At 59.0% G+C, this 21,635-nt stretch carries 24 protein-coding genes and 1 pseudogene; 13 read left to right on the top strand and 12 right to left on the bottom strand.

Going from position 1 to position 21,635, the window contains the following annotated elements:
* Positions 1-20: 20 nt before the first annotated feature.
* The 3 genes and pseudogenes from ABDK75_RS15460 (at position 21) to ABDK75_RS15450 (ending at position 1,959) form a co-directional block, all read left to right on the top strand.
* Positions 21-443 carry a helix-turn-helix domain-containing protein gene (locus ABDK75_RS15460; RefSeq protein WP_014072603.1) on the top strand — a complete coding sequence of 141 codons (423 nt, stop codon included), beginning with the start codon at positions 21-23 and terminating at the stop codon, positions 441-443.
* 170 nt (positions 444-613) lie between these two features.
* Positions 614-1,174 (top strand): recombinase family protein, encoded by a 561-nt coding sequence (locus ABDK75_RS15455; RefSeq protein ID WP_004213255.1) that lies wholly within the window; start codon positions 614-616, stop codon positions 1,172-1,174.
* A gap of 135 nt (positions 1,175-1,309) precedes the next feature.
* Positions 1,310-1,959 (top strand): annotated as a pseudogene (locus ABDK75_RS15450) (recombinase family protein).
* On the opposite strand, the gene ABDK75_RS15445 reads toward ABDK75_RS15450, so the two are convergent.
* From ABDK75_RS15445 to repC, 3 genes are all read right to left on the bottom strand, one after another.
* Complete coding sequence (locus tag ABDK75_RS15445) at positions 1,867-2,058, bottom strand: hypothetical protein (RefSeq protein WP_346006354.1); 192 nt, start codon at positions 2,056-2,058, stop codon at positions 1,867-1,869. The pseudogene ABDK75_RS15450 and the gene ABDK75_RS15445 sit on opposite strands and share 93 nt — an antisense overlap.
* A 69-nt stretch (positions 2,059-2,127) precedes the next feature.
* A complete protein-coding gene (locus ABDK75_RS15440; protein ID WP_061490889.1) occupies positions 2,128-2,412 on the bottom strand; it encodes a DUF2312 domain-containing protein in 285 nt (94 codons plus the stop codon).
* Positions 2,413-2,464: 52 nt separating this feature from the next.
* Positions 2,465-3,709, bottom strand: coding sequence for a plasmid replication protein RepC (gene repC / locus ABDK75_RS15435; protein WP_346004357.1), 1,245 nt, complete (start codon positions 3,707-3,709; stop codon positions 2,465-2,467).
* 992 nt (positions 3,710-4,701) lie between these two features.
* On the opposite strand from repC, the gene ABDK75_RS15430 reads away from it, so the two are divergent.
* The gene (locus tag ABDK75_RS15430; RefSeq protein ID WP_339408636.1) at positions 4,702-5,001 is read left to right on the top strand and encodes a hypothetical protein; all 300 of its coding nucleotides are present in this window, start codon (positions 4,702-4,704) and stop codon (positions 4,999-5,001) included.
* Positions 5,002-5,034: 33 nt separating this feature from the next.
* Here the strand turns inward: ABDK75_RS15430 and ABDK75_RS15425 are convergent, their stop codons facing one another.
* From ABDK75_RS15425 to ABDK75_RS15385, 9 genes are read right to left on the bottom strand one after another with little or no spacing between them, the layout of a single operon-like run.
* A complete protein-coding gene (locus ABDK75_RS15425) occupies positions 5,035-5,562 on the bottom strand; it encodes a hypothetical protein (protein ID WP_346004431.1) in 528 nt (175 codons plus the stop codon).
* Complete coding sequence (locus ABDK75_RS15420) at positions 5,559-6,572, bottom strand: thiol:disulfide interchange protein (protein ID WP_346004430.1); 1,014 nt, start codon at positions 6,570-6,572, stop codon at positions 5,559-5,561. Before ABDK75_RS15420 ends, ABDK75_RS15425 begins: the two co-directional genes overlap by 4 nt.
* 48 nt (positions 6,573-6,620) lie before the next feature.
* Positions 6,621-7,043 (bottom strand): hypothetical protein, encoded by a 423-nt coding sequence (locus ABDK75_RS15415; RefSeq protein WP_346004429.1) that lies wholly within the window; start codon positions 7,041-7,043, stop codon positions 6,621-6,623.
* Between the two features lie 11 nt (positions 7,044-7,054).
* Positions 7,055-9,397: a DotA/TraY family protein gene (locus tag ABDK75_RS15410; protein WP_346004428.1), complete on the bottom strand. Its 2,343-nt coding sequence runs from the start codon at positions 9,395-9,397 to the stop codon at positions 7,055-7,057.
* A gap of 3 nt (positions 9,398-9,400) precedes the next feature.
* Positions 9,401-10,939, bottom strand: a complete 1,539-nt coding sequence (locus ABDK75_RS15405) for a hypothetical protein (RefSeq protein WP_346006353.1) — start codon at positions 10,937-10,939, stop codon at positions 9,401-9,403.
* Between the two features lies 1 nt (position 10,940).
* Entirely contained in the window at positions 10,941-12,134 is a 1,194-nt protein-coding gene (locus tag ABDK75_RS15400) for a hypothetical protein (RefSeq protein ID WP_346006352.1), read from the bottom strand.
* Positions 12,134-12,676, bottom strand: a complete 543-nt coding sequence (locus ABDK75_RS15395; RefSeq protein WP_346006351.1) for a hypothetical protein — start codon at positions 12,674-12,676, stop codon at positions 12,134-12,136. The genes ABDK75_RS15400 and ABDK75_RS15395 overlap by 1 nt, the downstream gene beginning before the upstream one ends.
* The gene (locus tag ABDK75_RS15390) at positions 12,673-13,059 is read right to left on the bottom strand and encodes a hypothetical protein (protein ID WP_346004424.1); all 387 of its coding nucleotides are present in this window, start codon (positions 13,057-13,059) and stop codon (positions 12,673-12,675) included. The genes ABDK75_RS15395 and ABDK75_RS15390 overlap by 4 nt, the downstream gene beginning before the upstream one ends.
* A 54-nt stretch (positions 13,060-13,113) precedes the next feature.
* Positions 13,114-13,530, bottom strand: coding sequence for a hypothetical protein (locus ABDK75_RS15385; protein WP_152334238.1), 417 nt, complete (start codon positions 13,528-13,530; stop codon positions 13,114-13,116).
* A 163-nt stretch (positions 13,531-13,693) separates the two neighbouring features.
* On the opposite strand from ABDK75_RS15385, the gene ABDK75_RS15380 reads away from it, so the two are divergent.
* From ABDK75_RS15380 to ABDK75_RS15340, 9 genes are all read left to right on the top strand, one after another.
* A complete protein-coding gene (locus tag ABDK75_RS15380; RefSeq protein ID WP_063905465.1) occupies positions 13,694-14,470 on the top strand; it encodes a helix-turn-helix domain-containing protein in 777 nt (258 codons plus the stop codon).
* 98 nt (positions 14,471-14,568) lie between these two features.
* Positions 14,569-15,615, top strand: coding sequence for a hypothetical protein (locus ABDK75_RS15375; protein ID WP_346004423.1), 1,047 nt, complete (start codon positions 14,569-14,571; stop codon positions 15,613-15,615).
* 127 nt (positions 15,616-15,742) lie between these two features.
* Positions 15,743-16,372 (top strand): DotI/IcmL/TraM family protein, encoded by a 630-nt coding sequence (locus tag ABDK75_RS15370; protein WP_064272965.1) that lies wholly within the window; start codon positions 15,743-15,745, stop codon positions 16,370-16,372.
* A gap of 11 nt (positions 16,373-16,383) precedes the next feature.
* A complete protein-coding gene (locus ABDK75_RS15365; protein WP_346006350.1) occupies positions 16,384-17,361 on the top strand; it encodes a DotH/IcmK family type IV secretion protein in 978 nt (325 codons plus the stop codon).
* Complete coding sequence (locus tag ABDK75_RS15360; protein ID WP_346004460.1) at positions 17,358-18,644, top strand: DotG/IcmE/VirB10 family protein; 1,287 nt, start codon at positions 17,358-17,360, stop codon at positions 18,642-18,644. The genes ABDK75_RS15365 and ABDK75_RS15360 overlap by 4 nt, the downstream gene beginning before the upstream one ends.
* Before the next feature lie 67 nt (positions 18,645-18,711).
* Entirely contained in the window at positions 18,712-19,896 is a 1,185-nt protein-coding gene (locus ABDK75_RS15355; protein ID WP_346006349.1) for a hypothetical protein, read from the top strand.
* 10 nt (positions 19,897-19,906) lie between these two features.
* Positions 19,907-20,440, top strand: coding sequence for a hypothetical protein (locus tag ABDK75_RS15350; protein ID WP_064273044.1), 534 nt, complete (start codon positions 19,907-19,909; stop codon positions 20,438-20,440).
* Between the two features lie 103 nt (positions 20,441-20,543).
* A complete protein-coding gene (locus ABDK75_RS15345; RefSeq protein WP_099213461.1) occupies positions 20,544-20,975 on the top strand; it encodes a hypothetical protein in 432 nt (143 codons plus the stop codon).
* Between the two features lie 6 nt (positions 20,976-20,981).
* The gene (locus ABDK75_RS15340; RefSeq protein ID WP_346006348.1) at positions 20,982-21,629 is read left to right on the top strand and encodes a hypothetical protein; all 648 of its coding nucleotides are present in this window, start codon (positions 20,982-20,984) and stop codon (positions 21,627-21,629) included.
* Positions 21,630-21,635 lie beyond the last annotated feature (6 nt).

Below are 21,635 nucleotides of genomic sequence, written 5' to 3'. Positions count from 1 at the left end.
CAGACTCAAGAGGTATTTTCATGGAGCAACAGGTCGGCATCTTGCGTGCCCAGCTTGCCCGGAAAACAGGCTGCAATCTCGAAACCATCCGCTATTACGAGAAGGTGGGATTGCTGCCGGGGCCGCCTCGCAGTTCCAACGGCTACCGCGTCTATTCGCCGGAACTGGTGCAAAGGTTGCAGTTCATCCTGCGCGCGCGCGACCTTGGCTATGCAATGGATGAGATACGGTCATTGTTGTCGCTCACCGATACCGGTGCACAAACCTGCGCGGAGGTTATGGCGAGAACCGAACTCCACCTTGAAGATGTCCGCCGCCGCATTGCAGATTTGCAGAAGATAGAGGTGACGCTGGCGACCACGTTAGCCAGATGCACTGGAGATGACGTTGCCGAATGTCCCATCCTGGAAGCACTCCAGTTTTTACCCCATCAAGGCAATTGACGCCATCTTTGAGGGATTTGATTTTGTGATGTCAGCTTGGAGTATAGCCTAACCGGACGTCAGGGCGCTACCGCGGTTTCTGTCAGATTAGGGTACTAAACGGAATTTGTTGACGAATGTCGTTGCGTATCATAGATTTCAACCTGACATTTTGATGGAGAGAGTGCGCAGTGAAGGGGCAACGGATCGGCTATGTCCGGGTCAGCACGTTCGATCAGAATGTGGATCGCCAATTGGAAGGTCAGTCGCTCGATCGGACCTTCACCGACAAGGCATCGGGCAAGGACGTCAACCGCCCCCAGCTTGAGGCTCTGCTCACTTTCGCCCGCGAAGGCGATACCGTCGTCGTCCACAGCATGGATCGGTTGGCCCGCAATCTGGATGACCTGCGCAAGCTGGTCCAGGGCCTCACCAAGCGAGGTATCCGGATCGAGTTTGAGAAGGAAAGCCTGTCCTTCTCGGGGGAGGACTCCCCGATGGCCAATCTGATGCTCTCGGTCATGGGTGCGTTTGCTGAGTTCGAGCGCGCCCTGATCCGCGAACGGCAACGCGAAGGCATTGCGATCGCTCGGCAGCGCGGCGCCTATCGGGGGCGGAAACGGTCGCTCTCGGATGAGATGATTGCCGATCTGCACCGCCGCGTTGCCGCCGGTGAACGCAAGGCGACCATCGCGCGCGACATGGGCATCAGCCGCGAAACCCTCTACCAGTACCTTCGCGCCGCTGCCTGACACCAATGTTCACATTATGTCCGGAAAATCGTTGTTCAGCGTACAAAGCTTGAGGTGACGCCAACCTCACCGGCGAATATCGCTGGCCTAAATCCTTAGCGTAGGATTTCGCCCCCTCCCGCAAACGACCCCTATATGCGCGTTTCTTCTGTCGATGATCGCCAGTCAGTGGACTTGCAGCGCGATGCTCTGGTGCAGGCGGGCGTCGATGAGCGACACATCTTCCAGGACAAGGCTTCTGGAGCACGCGATGACAGACCCGGTCTTAAAAAATGTCTCTCTTATATAAAGAGTGGTGACACACTCGTTGTCTGGAAGCTGGATCGGCTGGGTCGATCTCTTCCGCATCTCCTGACAATCATAGAAGATCTGAAGGCCAAATCTGTATCCTTCCGTTCCTTAACCGAACAGATGGACACAACAACGTCTCATGGCGAGCTGATGTTCTCTTTGTTTGGCGCTTTGGCTCAATACGAACGCGCTCTGATTCATGAGCGTGTCATGGCAGGGCTTGCGGCCGCAAAACGTCGAGGCCGAATAGGCGGACGGCCCCCGTCGATCAGTCAGGAGCGTTTGGACATGGCGCTCGACACCTCAACAAGGGTGAGAGTAAGCTCTCCGTTGCGCGACGCCTCACAATCCCACGCACGACCCTGTTGAACACTCTTGAGCGGATTGGCTGGCAACCACGCTCAGAGGGTGAGGAAAGCGACGGTGATGTTGACGAGCGTACCGCAGAAAACAATCAGAAGAAGTCGCTCAACCGCCGCAGACGACAGGCCTGACGGGGATGGGTTAGACCGCAGATACTTCACCCGCGCATAGCCGGCCAAGATCAAACTGATCCCAACAATCCCGGATACCATGGCCACACGGTAGGACAATGCCGCTATTGCTGGCGTAGAAATTTGGTCTCTCCTTCTCGGTGTGTCCGCAATGGACACACCGGTAAGTCACATTCCCAGAGCACGGCGATAGATGTCCAGAAGGGTTTCCTGTTCCTCGACCTGGGCGGGCTCCATTTTTCGCAGCTTCAGGATCTGTTTGATGATCTTGACGTCGAACCCGGCCGACTTGGCTTCGCTGAAGATGTCCTTGATGTCTCCGGCCAGCGCCTTTCGTTCTTCTTCCAGGCGTTCAACCCGTTCAATGATGGATCTCAGGCGATCCGCTGCAATTCCTCCGGTCTGAACGGTGGTCTCAGCAGATGCTGTGTCCTGTTCTTCATGTGCCAACATAGAGTTCTCCTTTCACTCGCCCATTCTGCAAGCTCAATCTGCGACTGATGCGTCAATGGTAGGTTCGGTCGGTCGAAAGATCCGAGGCCAGCCCATAGAGGGTCCGGTCCAGAGCAAGCGTTCCGTCAAGGTGACGTTCGATCATGGCCCGAAGCAGGCCACCAGCCGACCGCACTTTCCCTTTTCGGGACTTCGCGGAAATCACGCAGACGGCGACGGCCGCCTCGTATCGGCCCATGACGCTGCACGCCTGACGCCAGGCATGAGACGAAATTCCCAGAGAACCTGTCAGCATCTCGACGGCCTCGATCAGCTCGGCCTCATGTGGGCGACTGCTTGTGCAGAGATCTCGCAAATCAGGAACAAGCTGGAGAAGGAAATTCGGTCCGGCCTTAAAGCCCCGAAGCGGTGAAGCCTTGGAACGGGAGGCACTGTCAGACCCAACTACCACTTCGTCTATGCCAACGCCGGCGCAGCCGGCTCCGCTTACAGTAACTTTAGTTATAGTATTTGGGTTTGTATCAGTATTATGGGGTCCATCAGTGCGCCCCATGGGGTCCATTTCCACAGGGTCAGACCCTGCAATCATGGCTTCCAGACGCTCGACCAAACCCTCCATCTGCTCAACCAGCGGCGACAGGATGTCCAGGTCGTGGTCATTGCCACGCAGCGCCAGGAGCTGATGCCCGTTCTGCTGGATGCTCATCACCGTCGGCCTGTCAGCCGTCGTCTCCAGGGCCGTGGCACAAAGGGCCGTAATGCGGCGACCTAAGACCATGGCTCTCTTGTGCAGACGCTTTCCTTCGCGTTCCCGCTCTCTGAAGGCCTCGACGCGTTGGAGCATTTCGTCGTAGCGCCGAGACAGCGGCGACAGATCGAACCCGTATCCCTCTAGGATCGCACCATTGCGGCCCTCGCGCCTTAGCCAGCGCTGCTGATTCGGGCTATCGCGCATGATGATCCAGCCCAATTCGCTGAGGCCACGAAGCCACCGTTTGACCGTGGATCTCTCGATCCCGAACCGCTCGCAGATGTCGCGATTGCGCACAGAGCAGATGGTAAGATTGTCGTCTTCCCAGTCCACCGGCTTCGTGCGGCTGATCAGAAAGCCAAGCAGATCGGACTGGCGCGGCTGAAGACCAAGCGCTCGGGGCTCCGTATGCAAGGCGCTGAGGATCTGGGCTTTGGTGGCGCCGCTGCGGGGCAGGGCCTCACACTGCATTTCGGCCAGGATCATGGCCGGGGTGATGCGCCTCAACCCGGCCTGATGGGGGTCATGCGAAAGAGAATAGGTCATGGAAAACTTCTCAGGATTTCGGGATTTCCGAAGCCCTGCTCTCCAACCCTTCAAACAAGCCCCTCCCGTTTGCAAAAACTCTTGCATTCGAAGCTGAAATGTAGGATTGAAAATTCAGCAGATGAATTTCAATCCAGTTCAATCGGTTTGGCGACCGATGGGACTACGTTCTTAGGGCCTCGTGAAAGCGGGGCCTTAAACGTATCTGGGCTCTGGCTAACTCACTCAAACAATTCCTTCTTCAAGCCCAAATAGGCGATTTGCCTTTATGCTTCTCCTGTAGCGAGAAAGAAAGGCCCTTTTCAGAGTCTCCCGGCCGCTGAGACATCGCCACAAGGATCTGCGACTTTCATCTGTAACATGAGTCTGTTTCACGCTCGCAAGGGAGTGATGAGAACAAAAGCGGCCTTCCGTAATTTTTTTTCACAATTCGTTAAGGAAACCTTTTTTCTTTGCGCTAGCCCGTGCTAGAGCGAAAGGGAAGAAAGAGAGAGCAGATAAAGTCCATAAAGAGACTGTATCCAGGACTCTGGTGCGATCTGACCTCATGTCCTAGTATTGTGGTAAAGGTGACGGATGGGTTCGGTTTTTATACCAGAGAATAATCAAGCAAGTTCTCTGTCGGATGACTTTGATTCCGCATCCTTCTGCGCTGAAACACGGTCAAGCATAGATTGTGTTATTTATACGCTCTCGATTATTTCAAATATGACAGTCAAATCTCCTTCAGTCCTACAAGACTATGCTTTGCAGGTTACTGAGTGTGAGCGACGCATGCACCGTCTGAAAATGCTAGAGTCCTCCAATCCGATGCTCCAGAAGTGTACGAACGAGTGTCTCGCAAAATTTGCTATTTTCGAAGCTGATAGCTCTGGCGAGTTTTGTACTTCTTCTCGGGCATCTTCTTTTGATTTCAAGACCGAGATCATTTCCTGAAGAAAGTCGCAGATGAAGCCTTCAGTCTCCTACGCATCGCAAAGGAGACTGAAGTCATGAAGCATTATCATGTGTGCATTCCACTGCTACTGGCGCTAGGGGCTTGCTCTGGCAACGTCTCGGCCGATCATGGTCACGGCCCGAAGCCGCCGCCACTCAAACACGCTCGCTATGAGCCGGGCGCGGCCTATGGATCAGCCCGAGCGGTCTGGGCGCCCCCCGTCTATGATCGGCAAGGTCATATCGTAAAGGTGGAAGATCCCCGCAATTCTGGAGGCCGTGAAGACTACGAGCACGCGGCCTGGGCCATTGGTGGCCCCAACAACAACTCCACGCACCCACCCGGAACCTTCTAAAAGAAAAGCGGCCCTCTGGGGCCGCTTCCTGTTTCAGGATCGTCGAGGAAAAAGGGTGTCGGCCTCTCTGATATAGGCCAGCATCCCGGCCTTCCTCCGCTGACGAAACTGCCAGTTCATCCACCCATTTTGCAAAATATAGAGCCCCAGAGCGAACCAGAACGGCATCATCTCGATCGCGGTCACAAGCGTCTGGCTCCGCCATGACCCGCTGAGGCCGACAATGATCCACGCTGAGAGAAGGCAAGCCCCGATGAGAGCTGCGGCCCAGGCGCGCTGATACGTCTTGGCCTGCTGGTTCTGGAGATAGATCTCTACCGCGGCCGGACTGACGTCATACACGTCAGCCGTCGCAACAATGTCGATGCGACCCGATTCATCAACCTGAAACCCGTCGTCCGCTTCAGGCTTTCTCCGGACGATGAGCCACAGTGTCCGAAGCAGACTGTAGCCGTCACGAATACTCGTGGCCCCGACTGCGACAGATGGAGAGCCTACAACGAAACGGGCTGCCCGGCCTGTTTTGGCCAGGACTCCCTTCTTTTCGCTCGCCCCACTCACTGGCTGACATCCGTCAGGAACTTGTTCAGGTCTGGAGGCACGCCGTCGAGACGCCCCAGAGACCCATCATGATGCTTCCAGAAAAAGGTCGGTGTGCCCGTCAGCGATACCGCTTTAGCGGCTGCCATATTGGCATCAACTCGAGACTGCGCTTCAGGAGACGGGTGATCCAGCACATTCGAGAGGCCGCCAGACGTCCAGGCCTGAACCAGGCTCGCATCCGTAGGCAGCGAGGTCATGGCCTTAGCGTAACGCGTACTTGCGCCGCCATCCTCATAGTCCAGGAGCGAAAGCGGTACGACCCTCAAACGTAGCTTCCCACTGTCAACGGCGGGCTGAAGGAGCTGCATGGCCCGGATCGAGAACGTGCAGCGCGGATCAATGAACATGATCACTTCCGGCGCACCCTTCTGGCCGATCACACCAGCATAGATCTGCGCGGACAACGAACCGGCCGAGGCCTTTCCGCCTCCCGGGACGTCAATCCGAACCGTGGGGACGGCCCCTGGAATATAGCGGATCTGCTGCCTTGTGACGTTTTTACCTGCGGTATCCCATATTGTGCCCGCAATCGCGGCCTGACCGTCTGGCGTCGCATAGACCACCTGGAAACGGTCGCCATTGCGCACAAACATGCCTCTGGTGCCGCGCCAGACCTCAAGATCTGTCGCCCGCTTGCCTATCAGTTCGTGAAGGCGATCATAGGGGACGGGAATGAGCGTCCCGCCAATAATGAAGCTGTGATTTTCCGGTGTGAAGAACACGAGAAGCTGGTTATCGCCGTGAGCAACGCCAGTCTGGAGGCCGTGCTGTGGCTCTGCCCACAGGATCTCGCTGCCTGCCTGTACCAGCCGCTGGATCGCGTCAGTCGGCTGAGCATCACGTGAAGCGGCCTTTTGAGGTGCTGATGCTTGGGCAGGCGGGGAAGGAACAGCGCATTGGGTCTGCGCCATTGCCGGCGCTGCCAGGAACAGCGATCCGGCGAGATAAAGAGAGGTACGAGAACGCATGAAGGGTCTCCTGAAGAATTAAGGAGACCCTATCGGGCTGAGATGCGACTAAGAGCCGTTTTTTAAGGTCTCTGGCAGTGGACCGTAGAGGGCGCGGTACTGCTTGAGTGAAACCTCGGCCTTTTCCGCCCAAGCTTTCAACTCGTCGTAGTTAGCTTCCGACTTATCGCCGAAATCTTTCCACTGCTTGGTCAGAGAGAGTTGCCCTGCATAGTCGGAACGCACTTGAGACAGCTCTGTCTCAAGTGCTCGTTCTCTCAAAGAAGCCTGATGCAACTTCTCCCGTAGGTTGGCTAACGTGCTGTTTAGGGCGTCTCTCTGAGCAAGAAGCTCATGGGTAAGCTGCTCGTAAGTTGGCCCTGAACGCCTGCGCAGCCGCGAAGACCAGTTCTCTATAAACTGGTCCTGCTGAACCGAAGCGCGACCAAGCATATAGCCTGCTAACGCACCCATGCCCTCACTTTCAGCCATTACCTTCACCTTCAAGTAATGCGCTGCATGGTCGTGTCGTTACCACCAGCGGGAGAATTACGTACCCCATTCACTAACTGTGCCGAGGGTCGTTGTCCATCGTTGGAACCTTTTTGCGGCGCAAGTGATCTTTGGATACCTTGTAAAGTGCCCGCCATACCAACGACGGCCGCATCTCTAGAGAACTGATCCAGATCGACACGGTTGCCTTCATGGAAGCCAATCATGGCGGGAACACGCTCTGGCAGGATCGCAATCAGCCTGAAGCACATCAGGGCCAGCGTGATATGGACCGTGACGTACATGCCGAGCATGACGACAACGCCAATAAGATTGGTCACGATCCAGCCATGCGACAGCACGAACCCTGCTGCCACACCAAATGTCTGATGGATCAGCCAGGACATGGCATCAAACACGAAGAAGCCGAGGAAGAGCCCGAACAGCATCAGGGTCGGTCGGAAAAGGACGTTGAAGATCAGGGCATATCCTGCTTTCGCGTGCCCATGCAGACCTTCGCCGGACATTGTCATGTGGGCCAGCATCCAGAGCGGGACAGCGATCACGCCTTCGCACACCAGAATGAGCCAGCCAGCAACGCCAGCCATCCACATCACCCAGGGGATCATCGGTAGCACAAAGGCCAGTGTGAGACCTGGAAGGAGAAGCGCCATCGCTCCCGTCAGGATCGGCGTGCTGAGAAACTGCACAACGACGTGTCCCACTCCGATCCCGGCAGCCCCCGCAAAATTTCCCGTCAGGGCTGCTCCAGCCGCCGTCACCGCAGATCCAGCGTCCGAGCTGAGAAGCGCGGCGGACGCCATGACCAGGAGGGCCGTGGTGATCATCCAGTTCCCGAGGCCCATGAGGTTTCCGAACGGATCCGTCCAGTAGCCTTCAGCGCCAGAAGGCTCGATGAACGCCATGACCGTCTGAAGCGTGTAGTCACTCAGATGCAAAGACCGCGCGACCTGAGACAGCACCCCTGCGCCATCACCGCTCGGAGTGACACCGGCATAGAGATCACTGCTTCCGCCTGGAGCATTCATGCCGTCCTGCGTGGCGACCATATTGGAGATATTGGCCAGGAGTGCGCCAATCGACTGCATCATCGGCGCAATATCTCCGTGCACGTCCTCGCCCAGTCCAACATAGGTCGGAGCACTGACAGTCGGGGTGGATGCCATCAGGGACATGGTTTCCCCATTGAGACGGGCAAACTCAAGGTAGTAGGCCCCCGCACCTGTCCAGCCGAGACTATCCAGACGGCCCTTGGTGTTGGCCGCGTCTCCGTTGGTCCCGCTGTTCCACGCCTGAAAGCTGGTACTACGCTGTGTGACGGCTGCCTGAACCTGCTGGCGGATACTGGCAGCTTTGGCCGTCAGCTTGCTGGTGTAGTCATTGGTCGCCTGCGTCATAAGGGTCACGAGCGGTGCCAGACTGGAGGACTTCTTGGTCTGCCAGAACTGGGTTGCAACCTGCTGGACCTGTGGCCGGATCTCGCCCACCAGAACGCTATCCAGAATCTGCTGCTGCATGGAGGCCGTATCGACCGTGATCCCCAGAATCTTCGTCGCGGCGCGCGGAGCCTGGATGGTGACAGAACCGCAAACGGGCTGCCCGTCTCCCGTGGTCATCTGATACGGATAGGTAATCATACCCAGATCGGAGCCGGATACGGCCTTTACGGTTCTCCCGGTCGGGGCTGGCACGAGGCTCGAATTGGATGAGGCCAGGTTGACCAGATCCCGGCACATTTCATTGGCGATCAGGCCAGCCACAATGGTTTTCGTACCCGGCACCATGGGCTGTGCGATGGTTTTTCCGTCCGGACCAATCGCCTGCACGGCGGAGGAATAGACCGTCTTCGCCATACCGACCCCCCAGAGCGAGCCCTGAACGAACGCAGCCTGACCGGCACTAAAACCCCCTGCGACCGGAAGCATCATGATGGCGCCAAAGGCCATGCGCACGATACTCATGGAGGTCTGATTCGATCCAAGCACCTTCGACGTCTCAGCCGAGCGATGCATGTTCATCATCATGACGTAAGAGACAAAGGCCATGGCCAGCGCCATGACGAAGCCGGAGAGGTCGCCCAGCATGGTCCCGATGACCGTGGCCTCGGTGCCGGTGGACGTCGAGGATGATCCGAAGACCGGAAAGACCGACTTGATCATGGTCGCGGCCCAGTCATCACCGGGATCGAGCATGTTCCAGGTCACGCCATAGGTGGAGTTTCCCGACGTCGAATTGCCTGTGACCGACTGTGCGTGAGCCACCCCTGTCGCGAGTAAGATGGGCAGGACGCTGAGCGCCCTACCCGTGTTTCTGAAGCGTCTGAGAGAAGTCATCACTTATAATCCCAAGCTGGCGCTGGCTGACGCAGAAGGGGACGGCCGGAAAACAGAGGCGACGGCCTCAACCGCCTTTTTCACCAGCTCACGGACCTTCTCTGAGAGATCTTCGACCATGCTGGTCCCGGCTTCCTTTCCCGGCACCCCCTTGGCAAGCTCGCCAATCTTGCTGTCCAGGCCGTTGAAGCGCTGCTCGACCTGAGCCTCTGTCCCGCGCTGCACCCCAATATCGGCAGCTTTCTCACGATGAGCGCCGTAGGCCGCGACCGCCTCACCCGCTTCCTTCAACTGCGCTGCGAACGCCTGGTTGGTGCTCCGCTCGGCTTGAAATCGCGATTGCAGGCCTTCATGCCGACCTCCCGGCCGCATTTCGCTCAACACACCATCCATACCGTTCGGCTCGGATTTTGCGGCCTCAGCGATTTCCCGCATGACTGACGATGCAGGCGTATTCTGCACGGCTTCCAGCGCACTCTGCGCCTTCAGGCCGAGGGCCTCGGTCTGATCCAGATGATTGGCGTCGGCCTGCTGCCCGTGGGCCGCATTCATCGTCTGGGCCTTGGCCATCCAGTTAGACCCGGGCGTGACGGTCTGCTGCACGGCCTCAGGACGAATGGCCTGTGCGAGACGGGTAAAGAGACCCGGGCCGCGCACCTGATAGACAACCTGTTCCTTCGCATCGTCTTCCGAAGTTTTTACTTCTTCCTTCTCCGGCCCAGGTCTGGCCTGCGCTTTCGAGCCAGCCTGACCTTTGTTTGGGGTTTCAGGAGCCACTTTCTCTTTCGCCTCAGTCCCGGGGGGCCGCCCGGGACGTTGGGCCTGTGGGTGATCTGCAGCCGGATCGCCTCCGCCAGGAGAGGCGTGCATCCGTGGATCAGCGTTTTCTCCCGAAGGATGAGTTTGGGTTTCACCCTCTTGCACGCGTGGATCCTCACTATCCTCTGGCGCAGGGGCGTCCGGAATATCATCGAAAGGTGGTGGCTCAGGGCTTCCATCAAACTCGGACGCCGGTTCCACGGGTTTGACGTCTGCCTGTTCATCCTGTCTGACGGCCTGCGCGTCAGGGTCGTGCGTCGAGAACCGTGCTGCATTGGCAACGCGGTCAGACAGAGAGTGGAGAACCTCGTCAATCTCCGGATTGCCCTGCTGGTCGGCACCCATAGAGGCGACGCGCTCCGACACAGAGCGCACCGTGTCCACCAGCCGCTGATCCATGAGGTCAGGCGTCTGTCTCATGAAGCCTTTGAGGGTCTCAGACGTCAGGCCAGGTACGGTCATGGCGCGCTGTGTCATTTCCTCGCGCAGCCCATTCTCCTGTGGCAGGACAGGCCCAACCAGACGCTCGGCGTCCTGGAGCACATAGGCCACGTTGGTCCGAAACCGATCATTGGATGCAAGGTCCGGATCCTGATGCTTCTGGGCAAGCAAGGTAATCTGCCCAGCCAGTTGGGGCGCATCCTTCTCAAGTTGCGGTCGCACGCGCTCCAGGCTCTGGAAGACGTCCGCAAGGGCAGGGATCTGCGTATCGTTCTGGGCCATGTCAGCCTCCGGGATTGACGTTGGGGGACGGGATGGGGGCAAGTCTCTTGGCCTCGCTTTCCTCTTCGTGCTGGGCCACCTGCGTTGCGGCGAGCGAAGACTGGAAAAGGCCGAGACGGTAATTCTGCAGGGCGAGGTAGTTGGCCTGCGCCTGCTCGATAGCCAGCTCACGCATGACCGTTGCGGGCGGCATCTGCTGAAGGTTCTTGTTCCAGGTCACGCCAGAGACACGGCGATTGATCTCAAGGCTCATCGACGTCAGCCACGAGGCCTGATCCGAGACAGTCATGCCCTCGGCCTGCATCTCGGTTTTCTGCACATCGGTCAGGTTGATCGACGGGATCTCTAGCGAGGTGATGAAATTCATCACGTAGCGCGAGAGCGACATGCGGGCGTTGTAGGCGCGACGACGCAACGCAGCCTCGCGTCCGGACGTGGACGTAAGCTGCTCGCCGCGCAGTGCGGCCGGAGCCACAGGCTGGATAAGTGTGGTGCTGTAATCGTTGGCGGCGTCCACACCACCATCAGCCGACAGGGTGTCCTGCCCGAACAGGGAAATGGCTCGTTGGTCCGCATTGGGCAGACGGGAAAGAGCCGAGCAGAGACCGGCTGTGACGTCCTCCTGCGAGCAATACCGCCGCCCGTGCAGCGCCATGCTCGATGCCACACCCTGGCCCTTACCATAGTAAGACGGCGTTCCGGCGTCGGCCTCTCCGCGACTGTCCGTAATCGTCGCAATCGCGCGGGTTGCCGTTCTGGCTGACTGAGACGCGCCCTGGGTGGCCTGCGACCCGTCGATCCCTGTGCAGAACTCCGGGTTCATCATGTGCTCGTCGCGGATCGTGGTATCCTGCTGGCGGCGAGCGAACTCCGCCATCGCTGTATTGGACGCATCCGCGATGCGCTGTTGAGCAGCGACACCCGCCTTTTCGTAGTTACTGAGCTGGGTAAAACCCTTGTTCAGCATGGAGCTGACGGAATTGGGGTTCGTCAGGCTATCCATCGAGCTGGTCAACTGCGACGTCAGCGTCTTGGTCATAGAGGACAGGGCGTTGCCAGTGAATTTCTGCAACGCGCTGATGGCCGCGACGATCGCCGCTTCACCGATGAACGCATTCGCAGGCTTCGGCATCGCGACAAGAACGGTCGTGCAGAGGAGCATCGTTGCGATTGTTGGATTGAGGCGGATCTTCATCAGAATACCCCGTCCAGAGAGGTGCTGGTGTAGCCGGTCGGCAGACGTGGCTCCCCCCGGACATACCCGTTTGAATCGCCATTCCCGAGGCTCCCGGCCGCAAGCTGCGGACCACTGCCGCCAAAATTCAGGGAGGGGCACATGAGGCCGTTTCCGCCTGACAGGCCGAGACCGACATTCACACCGTTCAGGCTTAACCCGCATTGCTGGGCTGCTCCGACGGTATTGTCCCATTCGGTTTGGGCGGCCGAGCAGATTTCTCCTTCGACCTGCCCGACAACGTCATTGATCAGCGCTGCGGGGTTCGCAATGTTCGTCAGAAGATTGAGGCCCGTTCCATTGAAGAACTTGTTCAGGCAGGAGAGGCCACTGACACTTTCAGGCTGCTTCTCATAAGCATTGTTAGCCTTGATGCGCCCGTTTACGGCGTCTGCTGCGGCCTGCGTGAGGGTTGCACAGGCCTGACTGCCCTGTGTTGCGGCAGATGCGCTCAGAGGGACCGACAGAGTAGCGGCCACGAGAAGAAAGGATGTCCGTTTCATGCGGCCGCCCTTTCTGCTTCTGGATCGAGAAGGTCGCGCAGAAGCGCGAGACGATCTTCAGAAAAGACGCGCGCGGACAGCTCTGCCCTTTTCTGACTGTCTGTCCATGCGACCAGTACAGCACGGCTGGAGACCGCAGATGCTACAAGATCCTCTCCGCCGCTGACGGTCGAGACCACTTCGGAAACAAAGGTCCGTCGCTCCTCGCTCGGTAAAGACACAAGGAGATCGGCCAGAGAGGCGATGATCGCCCCGTCCGTGCCGGAAGTGTGTCCATTCCGGACACGGAAATGCTCAAGCAGATTGTGCCGTGCAAGAGCAAGGTTAGGGGCCAGAGAACTCTGCGGGGTGTCCCTGTGCGGTGTTGGATCGTCTGGTGACATGCCTCTCTCCTGGGTAAGTCCCAGCAGAGAAGCAGTTCGATCTGCGACTAACGCTTATTTCTTCAAAATAGTGACGTGTGCGCGCCCGACCTCGATACGCTCGCCGAGCGGGCTGACCGTTGTGGCCAGAACCTTGTTCCATTCCCGACCGCCCTGCCAGTCAACGGCCTCACCTGGATCAACGCCCGCACCGTAGGTGACACGCACACCTGATGGCACGATCTGCCTGATCGCAAACGAGAGTGGCACCTGATGGCCATAGCCGGACGTCATGCGGAAGTGATGAACCACCTTCGGCGGATCCGTCTGCACGGATGGTTCTGCGGGAGGTGCAAGAGAGACCGGTCCCGAAGGGGCTGGCGAAGGAAGGGGCGGGGGGGCGTGACTGATCTCGAAGGCCGCTTCCGTCAGTATTGCTTTGGGCATCGCTGGAGCTGGCTGCACATGGGCGGGGGGCAAGATTATAAACACATGGTCTCTCCTGAAATAACTTAAAATTCTAAATCGCAGATCGACATGCGACTGAGGAGAAATGTTAAATTCGAACTCAGTTGTCAGGGGCGCTCTCGTGGGTATTTTGCAGTATCCGGACCCGAAGTCTGGTGTGTAAGCCTGCCGAGAGAGAGAACTAGCCATGAACAAGAAAACAGAGACGCAGGTAAGTGACGGCCAATCAAGTGATTACCTATTGGAACTAGGAAACCGCTTGAAGGAAGTTCGTGAAGGAAAAGACATGAATGTAATGAGTCTTTGCTTCACAACGGACCTGTCTGTTGGAACCATATCCAATATAGAAAGGGGTAAAAACGCGTCCTATGTTACTCTACACAAGATACTATCGGCACTGAAGATTTCGGCCCAGCAGATCTTGCCGAGAGATGACCACGAAGTCATACCAATAGACGCCGAAACAACATCCGGTGAGATAGAGAAATACCAAGAACTCATTCGTGCTTACGGAAAAGTGGCAGAGCCACTTAAGTCTCTTATAGACACAATGGATCGCCTTAGCAGAAACGAGAATGATTCGGAGCCGAACGCTGCCGAAGCGCCCGCAGACCCCCGTGAGCCCGCCCTTATCGAATTAGGCGACAGAATCCGAGATATTCGTCTTGCACGAAAGCTCACCGTGGCCGATCTCGCACTTGCCAGCAAAAATAATGCTTCAGTAATTCAACTGCTGGAAGTCGGGTTCCGTAATCCGTCAGTAGAGTTTCTAAAGCGAATTGCTGCTGCACTCCAAGTGGAAATGGCTGACCTTTTTCCTGGCCTCCCCGGACAGCACGAAAGCTTCAACGCGTTGCGAGTTCTTGGCCTCTATAGCTGCCTCCAAAGCGCGCGAGAGCAAATTTCGCTCTTTCAGATGCACTTCAATGCGTTCGAGAAAATAAACAAAGCCTCGATAAATTAACGGAAGTTTTTTCATCATCCGGTAAATTATCATTTGAATCGGATTGATTAATACCCGATAGTGAGACATCCGCTATGTCGCTCATCGGGGTTTATGTAATGTTGTTCGCGCCCAGCACCGTCTTCACGTCGTCACCGATTGGCGATCTCGCAGTACGCGCTTTAAGCATTTCAGCCGGAAAGCCGGCGCGGACCTATCACTCTCAGCAGTCGCCTTGGTCTGCTGATAAGACCCGCGACCTTGCAATTCAGATGGCTGACCGTGGTGTAAACGTTGCACACATAGCGGCCGCACTTTTCATAAGCCGCCTGGAAATCGAGGCCATTGCGCGAGAGGAAGGACTTCCTCTCAAGCGCACCGCGCTGAGGAACAGCCCTCGGGCATGGTCTCTTCTCGACATCAGCCGCCTCAGCCGCGCATGGGCCAACGGCGAAGACCTGTCCGCCATAGCAAAGCGCCTCGACCGCACAGTCATGGCAGTTCGCAAAAAGCGCGCTGCGCTCGGTCTGCCTGCACGAGAGCGCTATGCCGAGGTCGTCTGGACTGATGCCGACGTTGCTACTCTGCTCGCACATCGTGAGCGTCGCATTGGGTTGCAGCGCATTGCCAAGCAAATGGGACGCAGTGTCCGCAGCCTGCAACGGAAGCTCGTCAGTCTCCGTCCTGCCGCTGACTCTTTGGCCATTCCCACCGACCCATCCGTCGTTCTGACTTGGGAACAGGCCTCGCGCCTGACGCCAGAAGAGCGTCGTGGCCGCAGATGGCAGGTCCGGAACTCACCAACCGGGCTGGTCATTGGCTTCAGCCGGAATGCCTGCACCACACGCTGGTCCGTCGAAATGCAGCACGAACTGGCCATGCGGCATTTTGCCCACCAGTCCCCTGACGCTGTGGCCGAGGACTTCCTCCTGACCGATCGCACCATTGTCAGTCAGTCCGGATGGCTGCACCTGCCTCGCCGCTCGAAGAAAGACATGCGCAACACGTTCGATCCGGACCTGTATGAGGTCTATCTGAACAAGATGGATTACGTGCGCCGCGAATGCCTCGGCAAGGCCGGATTCTATTTCTGGACCACCCGCCGTAACGGCCGCCGTATCAGCCGCTTGCACCAGCAGACCGCCGTCATGCGCTCGGGCGATTAATCCGCAAATTTCTCTGTTTTTTCAGCTTCAGTCGCAGATCAACGGGTCACGGTGACGATGACACAGTCATCATGAGGTTTGAAATGCCATCCGCAGCCCCGCTGTCGTTCCACGGAGACACCGCGCCATGAGCCGCTCCTCGGGATCCCTGAGCCGACGCCTGACCGATCCTGATTTTCAGGGTAAGATCGTTGAGCGTTCCTTGCAGACGTCCATTGCCCTCGCCGCCGTCGTGGTGGTGCTGGCCGTGCTCCTGGCCCGTGCCTGGTCGTACCATCCGCACCCGAAGTATTTCTTCGTGGACGGGATCAACGCCCCTCGCCCGGCTATCGCGCTGAACAGCCCGATCCTCAGTCAGGAGGATTTCCTGTCCTGGGTCATCAAGTGGTCGCTCAAGCCGTACAACATCAATTACCGGGATTATCCGTCGCAGCTCAACGCAGCAGGCTCGCATTTCACCATCAATGGCTGGAATACGTTCGCGCAGTCCTTCGTTCAGGACGGCAATCTGGCGAAAATGAAAGAAGCCAAACTGCTCTGCTACGCACAGCCAACGCGCGCCGCAACCATTCGCCAGCAGAGCATGGTCAACGGCCATCACCATTATGTCGTGCAGTTTCCGTTCGTTCAGACCTGCGAGAACGTCAATCAGGAGAGTTCGCAGACCCTGATTGCAACCGTGCATGTGGAAAGGGTCGAAGATCAGGATCACCCCGACGGCATTGCCATCACCCAGCTTGTGGCCAGCCCGCAGTGAGGATCCGCGCCATGAAAACCCGCTCTTTTTCGCTGGCTCTTCTCGGCCTCATGGGCCTCCTGCCCTTCACCGCGATGGCACAGTCGGTTGCACCTGCTCCAGATGCCGCGCCAGCCGCGCCACACCTCTCTCCAGAGCAGCAGGACCAGCAGGCTGCCGAGGACGAAGCCATTCCCCTGACACCGGAGATGATCCGCCGTCTCGGCAATCGCCTCAAAGAGAACCAGAAGGCGCGTGAAGATGTTGCTACGGAAGTCGCCGCACCGACCAGCCGACCGGCCATCCGCGTCTCTTTCGCGCCCGGTCAGCAGACATCCCTGATTTTTACGACCAAGGGCTATCCCACAGCCGTCTCTTTTGTGGACCGCTCGGGCGCACCCTGGCCGATTGCCTGGAACACGACCAGCACATCCGCCAATTCTGACGGTCTGAAGAACTGTTCCTCGGACGGTGGCAAAGGGGGATCGCCTGCCGTGCAGACCACAGGCTTTTACACCTGTGTTCCCTATGCTGGCAGCAACACCATCAACATCGAGCCACTGTCGCTGTCACCGCGTGGCGGCCTGCTCGTCACGTTGAAGGGCGCAATCAAGCCGATCTCTTTCCTGCTTCTGGCAGGGCGCGGCACCTATGATGACAACCTGACGGTCCGCGTGAACGAAGACGGCCCCAATGCGAAACAGGAAGTGGGTCCGGAAGCCGCCCCCGGCACGGCAGAGCCGTTCATGAATGCCATGCTGTCCGGGATCGCTCCGGCCTCCGCCGTTCCCCAGAGCGTCGAGGGGCTCTCTCCTGATGATGTGCGGGCGTGGCGCATGGGCAATGAACTCTACATCCGCACGCGGCTGGCGCTCATGACGCCTGCCTGGGACAGTTCAGAGCGTGGCGAAGACGGCTACACCCTCTATGCCTTCCGCCAGACCCCCTACATTCTCCTGTCGGATTCCGGTCGGACCGTGTCCGCGTCTCTCAAGGACATGACGCCATGATCCCGAAGCTTCCCAAATTCAAATCCGTTCTGTCGAGCGCAACACGCGGAGGAAACCGCCGCTTGATTCTGCTCGGTGCCTCGGCCGTCTCCGTGATCGCTCTGGTGCTTCTCGTCTCACATCATGAGACCAAGCAGATGCCCAAATCCAATCCAGGGCAGATCGTGGAGATGAACGCTCTGCCCGGTGGGACCAATACCAACCCTGAGCAGGATCGCCTGCGCCAGATGCAAAACACTGAGGCCGCACAGCAATCCGAGGGGGACGGGAAATCCTACACCCCGGATCTCGCTCCCGCAGTAACACGCAACACCAAGGGCGAGCGGACGGATGCGGTTCTTCCGCATGAAGCCGAAGCGCCTCACTCCCAGGAAGTCGGATACAGCGCTCCGATACCGTCGCCAGCTCCACCACCGAGGCCTCCACACATCGAAAACGCGCCGGAAGCCCCGCTGGTCCAGACCGATCCCGCCTATTCCGCATCCGGGAATGGTGAGACGTCTCAGGCCGAGCAGCAGGAGCGCGAGAAGCGCCGTGCCCGCTATGTCGCAGAGATCGCGCGCATCGAAAGCGGCCTTCAGACCCGGCCGCCTGTCTCGGATCTTCAGGAAGCCGTCTTCAAGCCAGAGCAGGAGGCGCAGCCCCAGGCCGAGAAAGCCATGGCCTCGCGTGGTGCGGCAGGAGCCTCCGCAGCGGCCACGGCCTCACATGATACAGCCGCCGCGCCAGCGCTCATTCCGGCCGGTCGAGGGGTTTATGCCCATACCGTCACAGCGACCGACAGTGACCTGTCAGGGCAGATCGTGCTGGAAGCCGATAGCGGCCCGATTGCGGGCGACCGCATGATTGCAACGGTTGCGCGGGCACCCGGAAACGAGCAGCTCCTGGTCGTGCAGGTCAACAAGATCATTCATCAGGGCCGCACTCTCGCAACCAACGGCGTGGTGATGGCGCCCGACACCATGAAGCAGGGTGTCGCCTCCAGCGTTGATCCCCTGATTTTCCAGCGGTTTGTCATGCCTGCCGCCGCAGCCTTCGTGCAGGGCCTTGGGCAGGCCATCGAAACCACGTCCAATGTCCAAGGCAGCTACAGCGCCCTGGGCGGCATGAACTATATCCAGCGCCTGAACATGGGTCAGCAGCTCGGTGTCGCCGCAGGAAGTGCCGCCTCGGCCGTCAACAGTGCCCTGACACAGGACACGCCAACACGCGCGCGGATCATCCTCGCCGCCAACGTGAACGTAGGTGTGATGTTCATGGATCCTGTTCTCGACAAGCCCTGATTTTTCGCACTCAGTCGCAGATCGTTCCCCGATCCTTCTGGCAGTCTCAGCCAGAAGGATCTTTTTTATGAGTTCCACAGTTCACCACCTGAACACCGAAGTCACGCCACGCCGGATGGATCCCGTCCCGGCAGCGCCCCCACCGCCTCACCAGCACGACACGGTGTCTGACGGTCCGGACGGGGACACCCCCGAAGCCACGGGCCATGATGACAGTCACACGACGGCCCCTGCATCGTCCGGCTCTGCTTCTTTTCTCACGCCCATCATCTCGCGCTACGAGGCACTGACACCCCGCCAGAAACTCTACGGCGGTTCGGGCCTCGGGATCTGCGCCGTTCTCCTCGTGGGGATTCTGGCGACAAATGGGCACCACCATCGCGCTGTCTCCGCGCCTGGCCAGGAAGTCGGCATGGATCAGTCGGCAGCGCCCGTGGCTCAGGCCCCCGAACCGGCTCCGGTAGCGGCCCCTCCTGCAACCGCCGATCTTACAGAAATGCAGACCCTCGGCCATCCGAAAGCTGCTGCGAGCCCGCCCGACACTGCGACGTCCCCGAAAGCGCCGCCTACGGCCGTCGTTGCAACGCCGTCAGCCGCATCGCAGTCTGCGTCAGCCCAGCCTGACGCCCCCCGAACTGAGGCTCCGGCCGTTGTGCCGCCCGCACCGCCTGCCGATCCGGTCAAGACAGCCCAGACCCTTCAGGCCGCGCCCATGGCGACGCAGCAGCAGATCGACGTGCTTCAGCTCGTCACGGCCGAGGCCCGCGTGATTGAACGCGAGCGCGGCGAAGTCGAAGAGCTGCGCCAGTCCCTTGCCGGACAGCGCAAGGCCGAAGAAGACCGGCTGAACGATCTGACGCGGCGCGTCTCTCTGGTCGAAGCCAACCATGCCGTGACAGGCGCTGAAAACCCCGGTGCGGATGAAGCCGCCCAGGCCCATGCCGCCGCCGAAAAGGCGCGTGCGGCCCTGAGCGCCGCCATGAACAAGCCTGCGACAGTGGCCGCAACATCTTCAGCCGCTCCGGCCGCCGTGGCGGGTCCGGCTCCAAAGCCTGCGTGGGTCCATCACTACCGGATCGTCGCGGCCTCGCCGCAACTCGCCATGATTGAGGACAGTGCGGCCCCAAGCGGGCAGGCCCGCCAGTTCGAGGTGGGTGTTGGCACGGTCATCCCGGGCTACGGCGCGGTCCTGACCATTAGCCAGCAGGGCGCCACCTGGGTTCTGCACACGGCTCATGGCGACCTGAACTGAGGAGGCCAGCATGGAAGGCCTTGTCAATCTCGTCCACGAAATCGCCGTTGGCATGGGCTGGCTCCTGCCAACGGCCTGCTACGCGGCGGCCGTGTCCTGCCTGATTTTCAGCCTGATCGGGATCTATCAGTATTACCACCCGACCATTCAGGCCCTGCAGGACAAGCCGTGGCTGCCCTATCTGTCGCTTGTCCTGTGCGGTGTCTTCGCCTCGTTCAACGTCATCCTCACCAAAAGCACGGCCTCGGCCGGAACGGATGTGCAGGTCACTCTGGGCGACGCTGCCACCAGTTACAGTACGGCCGACAGCCTGATCACCGGCACCGGCCCCAAAGACGCGATCATGGCGATCGTCAAAGACTTTGCCCTGTTCTTTCAGATGTTCGGGGCCTGGACGTGCTTTTTCGCCGTCCTGACCTGGTTTGCCATCCAGAAAGGCCGATCGAACCGCGAGCGCCTTGGCTGCGGGATTCAGTACGTCTTTGGCGTCATGCTCCTCAATCCGGTCAAGGACGCGACCTGGATCCTCTCTTTCTGGCCCTGAGACAGGCTGACGAAAAAAAAAACCCCTCTCCCGCCTCAGTCGCAGATCACGCGGTCAGAGTCGTCGGCAGAGGGGATTGTCCCTCACAGCGGAGAAACAACTCATGACATCCCAGACAGCCCCGTCTTCTTCCCGCGCCCTCACCAAGATCGGCGCAACCGTTGCAACAGCAACCATGCTGCCGATGGTGATGGCTGGCACAGCCCTTGCTGCCGCAGGGGGCACAGCCTCCAGCAACGGTCTTGGCCATCAGATCCAGAACATGGCGCAGGAAGGCACGGACACCATCGGTGTCGGGTCTGCCGCAACCCTTTACGCTCTGGCCATTGTCGCCCTCGTGACGGGTATCGTGCTGTTCTACAAGTCCCAGAAGGAAGAGACGAAGCGCCCTGGCATGGCAATCGCCGGCGTCGTCTGCTTCGTTCTGGCCGGTGTGGCGGCAACGGGTCCGAAGTGGATCAACAACTCTGCAAACACGGCCTCCAACGGGAATGCTGAAATCAGCAATACCGCCAAGAGCTACCAGTTCCAGTAAGCCGACATGACCTCCGATCCGTTCTTCCTCCAGCCTGGTCTCGACCAGGAGATCCGGCCCGGGAAAGACGGGTCGGATGGCGCGTTTACCTGCGCGTGCTGCGGCCTGCCGTCGCCCGGTGCAGGTCTCCCATGGACCGGTCCCTCCTCAGGGGCCGGTCTCAGGGTCTGCCAGGTGTGCAATCTTCTTCAGGACACATCGCGTGCAGCCATCGACGCCGAAGCCATGCTCGTCTGGTGGCCCGAGATGTCTCAGTCGCGCCTGATGTTTCTCGCCCGGACCGCCCATCAGACGCTCCGCCTGATGGCCCGTCAGCAGGGTCAGTCTGACCGCCAGTTCTGGGAAACCATCCTCAAGGCTATCCCGGACCCGTTGCTTGGCACGCAGTTTTCCCCCTCCTTCCGCACGCCCATGACGCTCCTGCGTCTGCTCGAAAGTCGGCGCGCTGAAGCCGAGCACCGGCTGCAATCGGGCTCCATCCGTCAGGTCACAACGGCCATGCGCCTGTGTGGCAGCGCCGATGAAGCCGTCCGACGCAATCTCGATCTGCTCCGCGCAGGCCTTCGTATTCTGCCGACCGGCAGACTGCTCGACGCTGGCGCTGACGTTTATCCGGCCTTTCTCGACAAGGCCCTTGCTCTCACCCCATCCTGACGCGGA

The organism is Gluconobacter sp. OJA (genome assembly GCF_039638325.1).
GTDB classification, from domain to species: domain Bacteria; phylum Pseudomonadota; class Alphaproteobacteria; order Acetobacterales; family Acetobacteraceae; genus Gluconobacter; species Gluconobacter cerinus.
Note: the sequence above shows the minus strand (reverse complement) of the source record. Positions and strands in the feature narration are given on the sequence as shown.

What these genes read in the sequence shown, in the direction of transcription:
- ABDK75_RS15380 (WP_063905465.1), top strand. Translation starts at nt 13,694, where the DNA reads ATGAACAAGAAAACAGAGACGCAGGTAAGTGACGGCCAATCAAGTGAT.
- ABDK75_RS15405 (WP_346006353.1), bottom strand. Translation starts at nt 10,939, where the DNA reads ATGGCCCAGAACGATACGCAGATCCCTGCCCTTGCGGACGTCTTCCAG.
- ABDK75_RS15410 (WP_346004428.1), bottom strand. Translation starts at nt 9,397, where the DNA reads ATGACTTCTCTCAGACGCTTCAGAAACACGGGTAGGGCGCTCAGCGTC.
- ABDK75_RS15375 (WP_346004423.1), top strand. Translation starts at nt 14,569, where the DNA reads ATGTTGTTCGCGCCCAGCACCGTCTTCACGTCGTCACCGATTGGCGAT.
- ABDK75_RS15420 (WP_346004430.1), bottom strand. Translation starts at nt 6,572, where the DNA reads ATGCGTTCTCGTACCTCTCTTTATCTCGCCGGATCGCTGTTCCTGGCA.
- ABDK75_RS15430 (WP_339408636.1), top strand. Translation starts at nt 4,702, where the DNA reads ATGAAGCATTATCATGTGTGCATTCCACTGCTACTGGCGCTAGGGGCT.
- ABDK75_RS15340 (WP_346006348.1), top strand. Translation starts at nt 20,982, where the DNA reads ATGACCTCCGATCCGTTCTTCCTCCAGCCTGGTCTCGACCAGGAGATC.
- ABDK75_RS15365 (WP_346006350.1), top strand. Translation starts at nt 16,384, where the DNA reads ATGAAAACCCGCTCTTTTTCGCTGGCTCTTCTCGGCCTCATGGGCCTC.
- ABDK75_RS15350 (WP_064273044.1), top strand. Translation starts at nt 19,907, where the DNA reads ATGGAAGGCCTTGTCAATCTCGTCCACGAAATCGCCGTTGGCATGGGC.
- ABDK75_RS15415 (WP_346004429.1), bottom strand. Translation starts at nt 7,043, where the DNA reads ATGGCTGAAAGTGAGGGCATGGGTGCGTTAGCAGGCTATATGCTTGGT.
- ABDK75_RS15440 (WP_061490889.1), bottom strand. Translation starts at nt 2,412, where the DNA reads ATGTTGGCACATGAAGAACAGGACACAGCATCTGCTGAGACCACCGTT.
- ABDK75_RS15345 (WP_099213461.1), top strand. Translation starts at nt 20,544, where the DNA reads ATGACATCCCAGACAGCCCCGTCTTCTTCCCGCGCCCTCACCAAGATC.
- ABDK75_RS15355 (WP_346006349.1), top strand. Translation starts at nt 18,712, where the DNA reads ATGAGTTCCACAGTTCACCACCTGAACACCGAAGTCACGCCACGCCGG.
- ABDK75_RS15390 (WP_346004424.1), bottom strand. Translation starts at nt 13,059, where the DNA reads ATGTCACCAGACGATCCAACACCGCACAGGGACACCCCGCAGAGTTCT.
- ABDK75_RS15400 (WP_346006352.1), bottom strand. Translation starts at nt 12,134, where the DNA reads ATGAAGATCCGCCTCAATCCAACAATCGCAACGATGCTCCTCTGCACG.
- ABDK75_RS15460 (WP_014072603.1), top strand. Translation starts at nt 21, where the DNA reads ATGGAGCAACAGGTCGGCATCTTGCGTGCCCAGCTTGCCCGGAAAACA.
- ABDK75_RS15395 (WP_346006351.1), bottom strand. Translation starts at nt 12,676, where the DNA reads ATGAAACGGACATCCTTTCTTCTCGTGGCCGCTACTCTGTCGGTCCCT.
- ABDK75_RS15370 (WP_064272965.1), top strand. Translation starts at nt 15,743, where the DNA reads ATGAGCCGCTCCTCGGGATCCCTGAGCCGACGCCTGACCGATCCTGAT.
- repC (WP_346004357.1), bottom strand. Translation starts at nt 3,709, where the DNA reads ATGACCTATTCTCTTTCGCATGACCCCCATCAGGCCGGGTTGAGGCGC.
- ABDK75_RS15360 (WP_346004460.1), top strand. Translation starts at nt 17,358, where the DNA reads ATGATCCCGAAGCTTCCCAAATTCAAATCCGTTCTGTCGAGCGCAACA.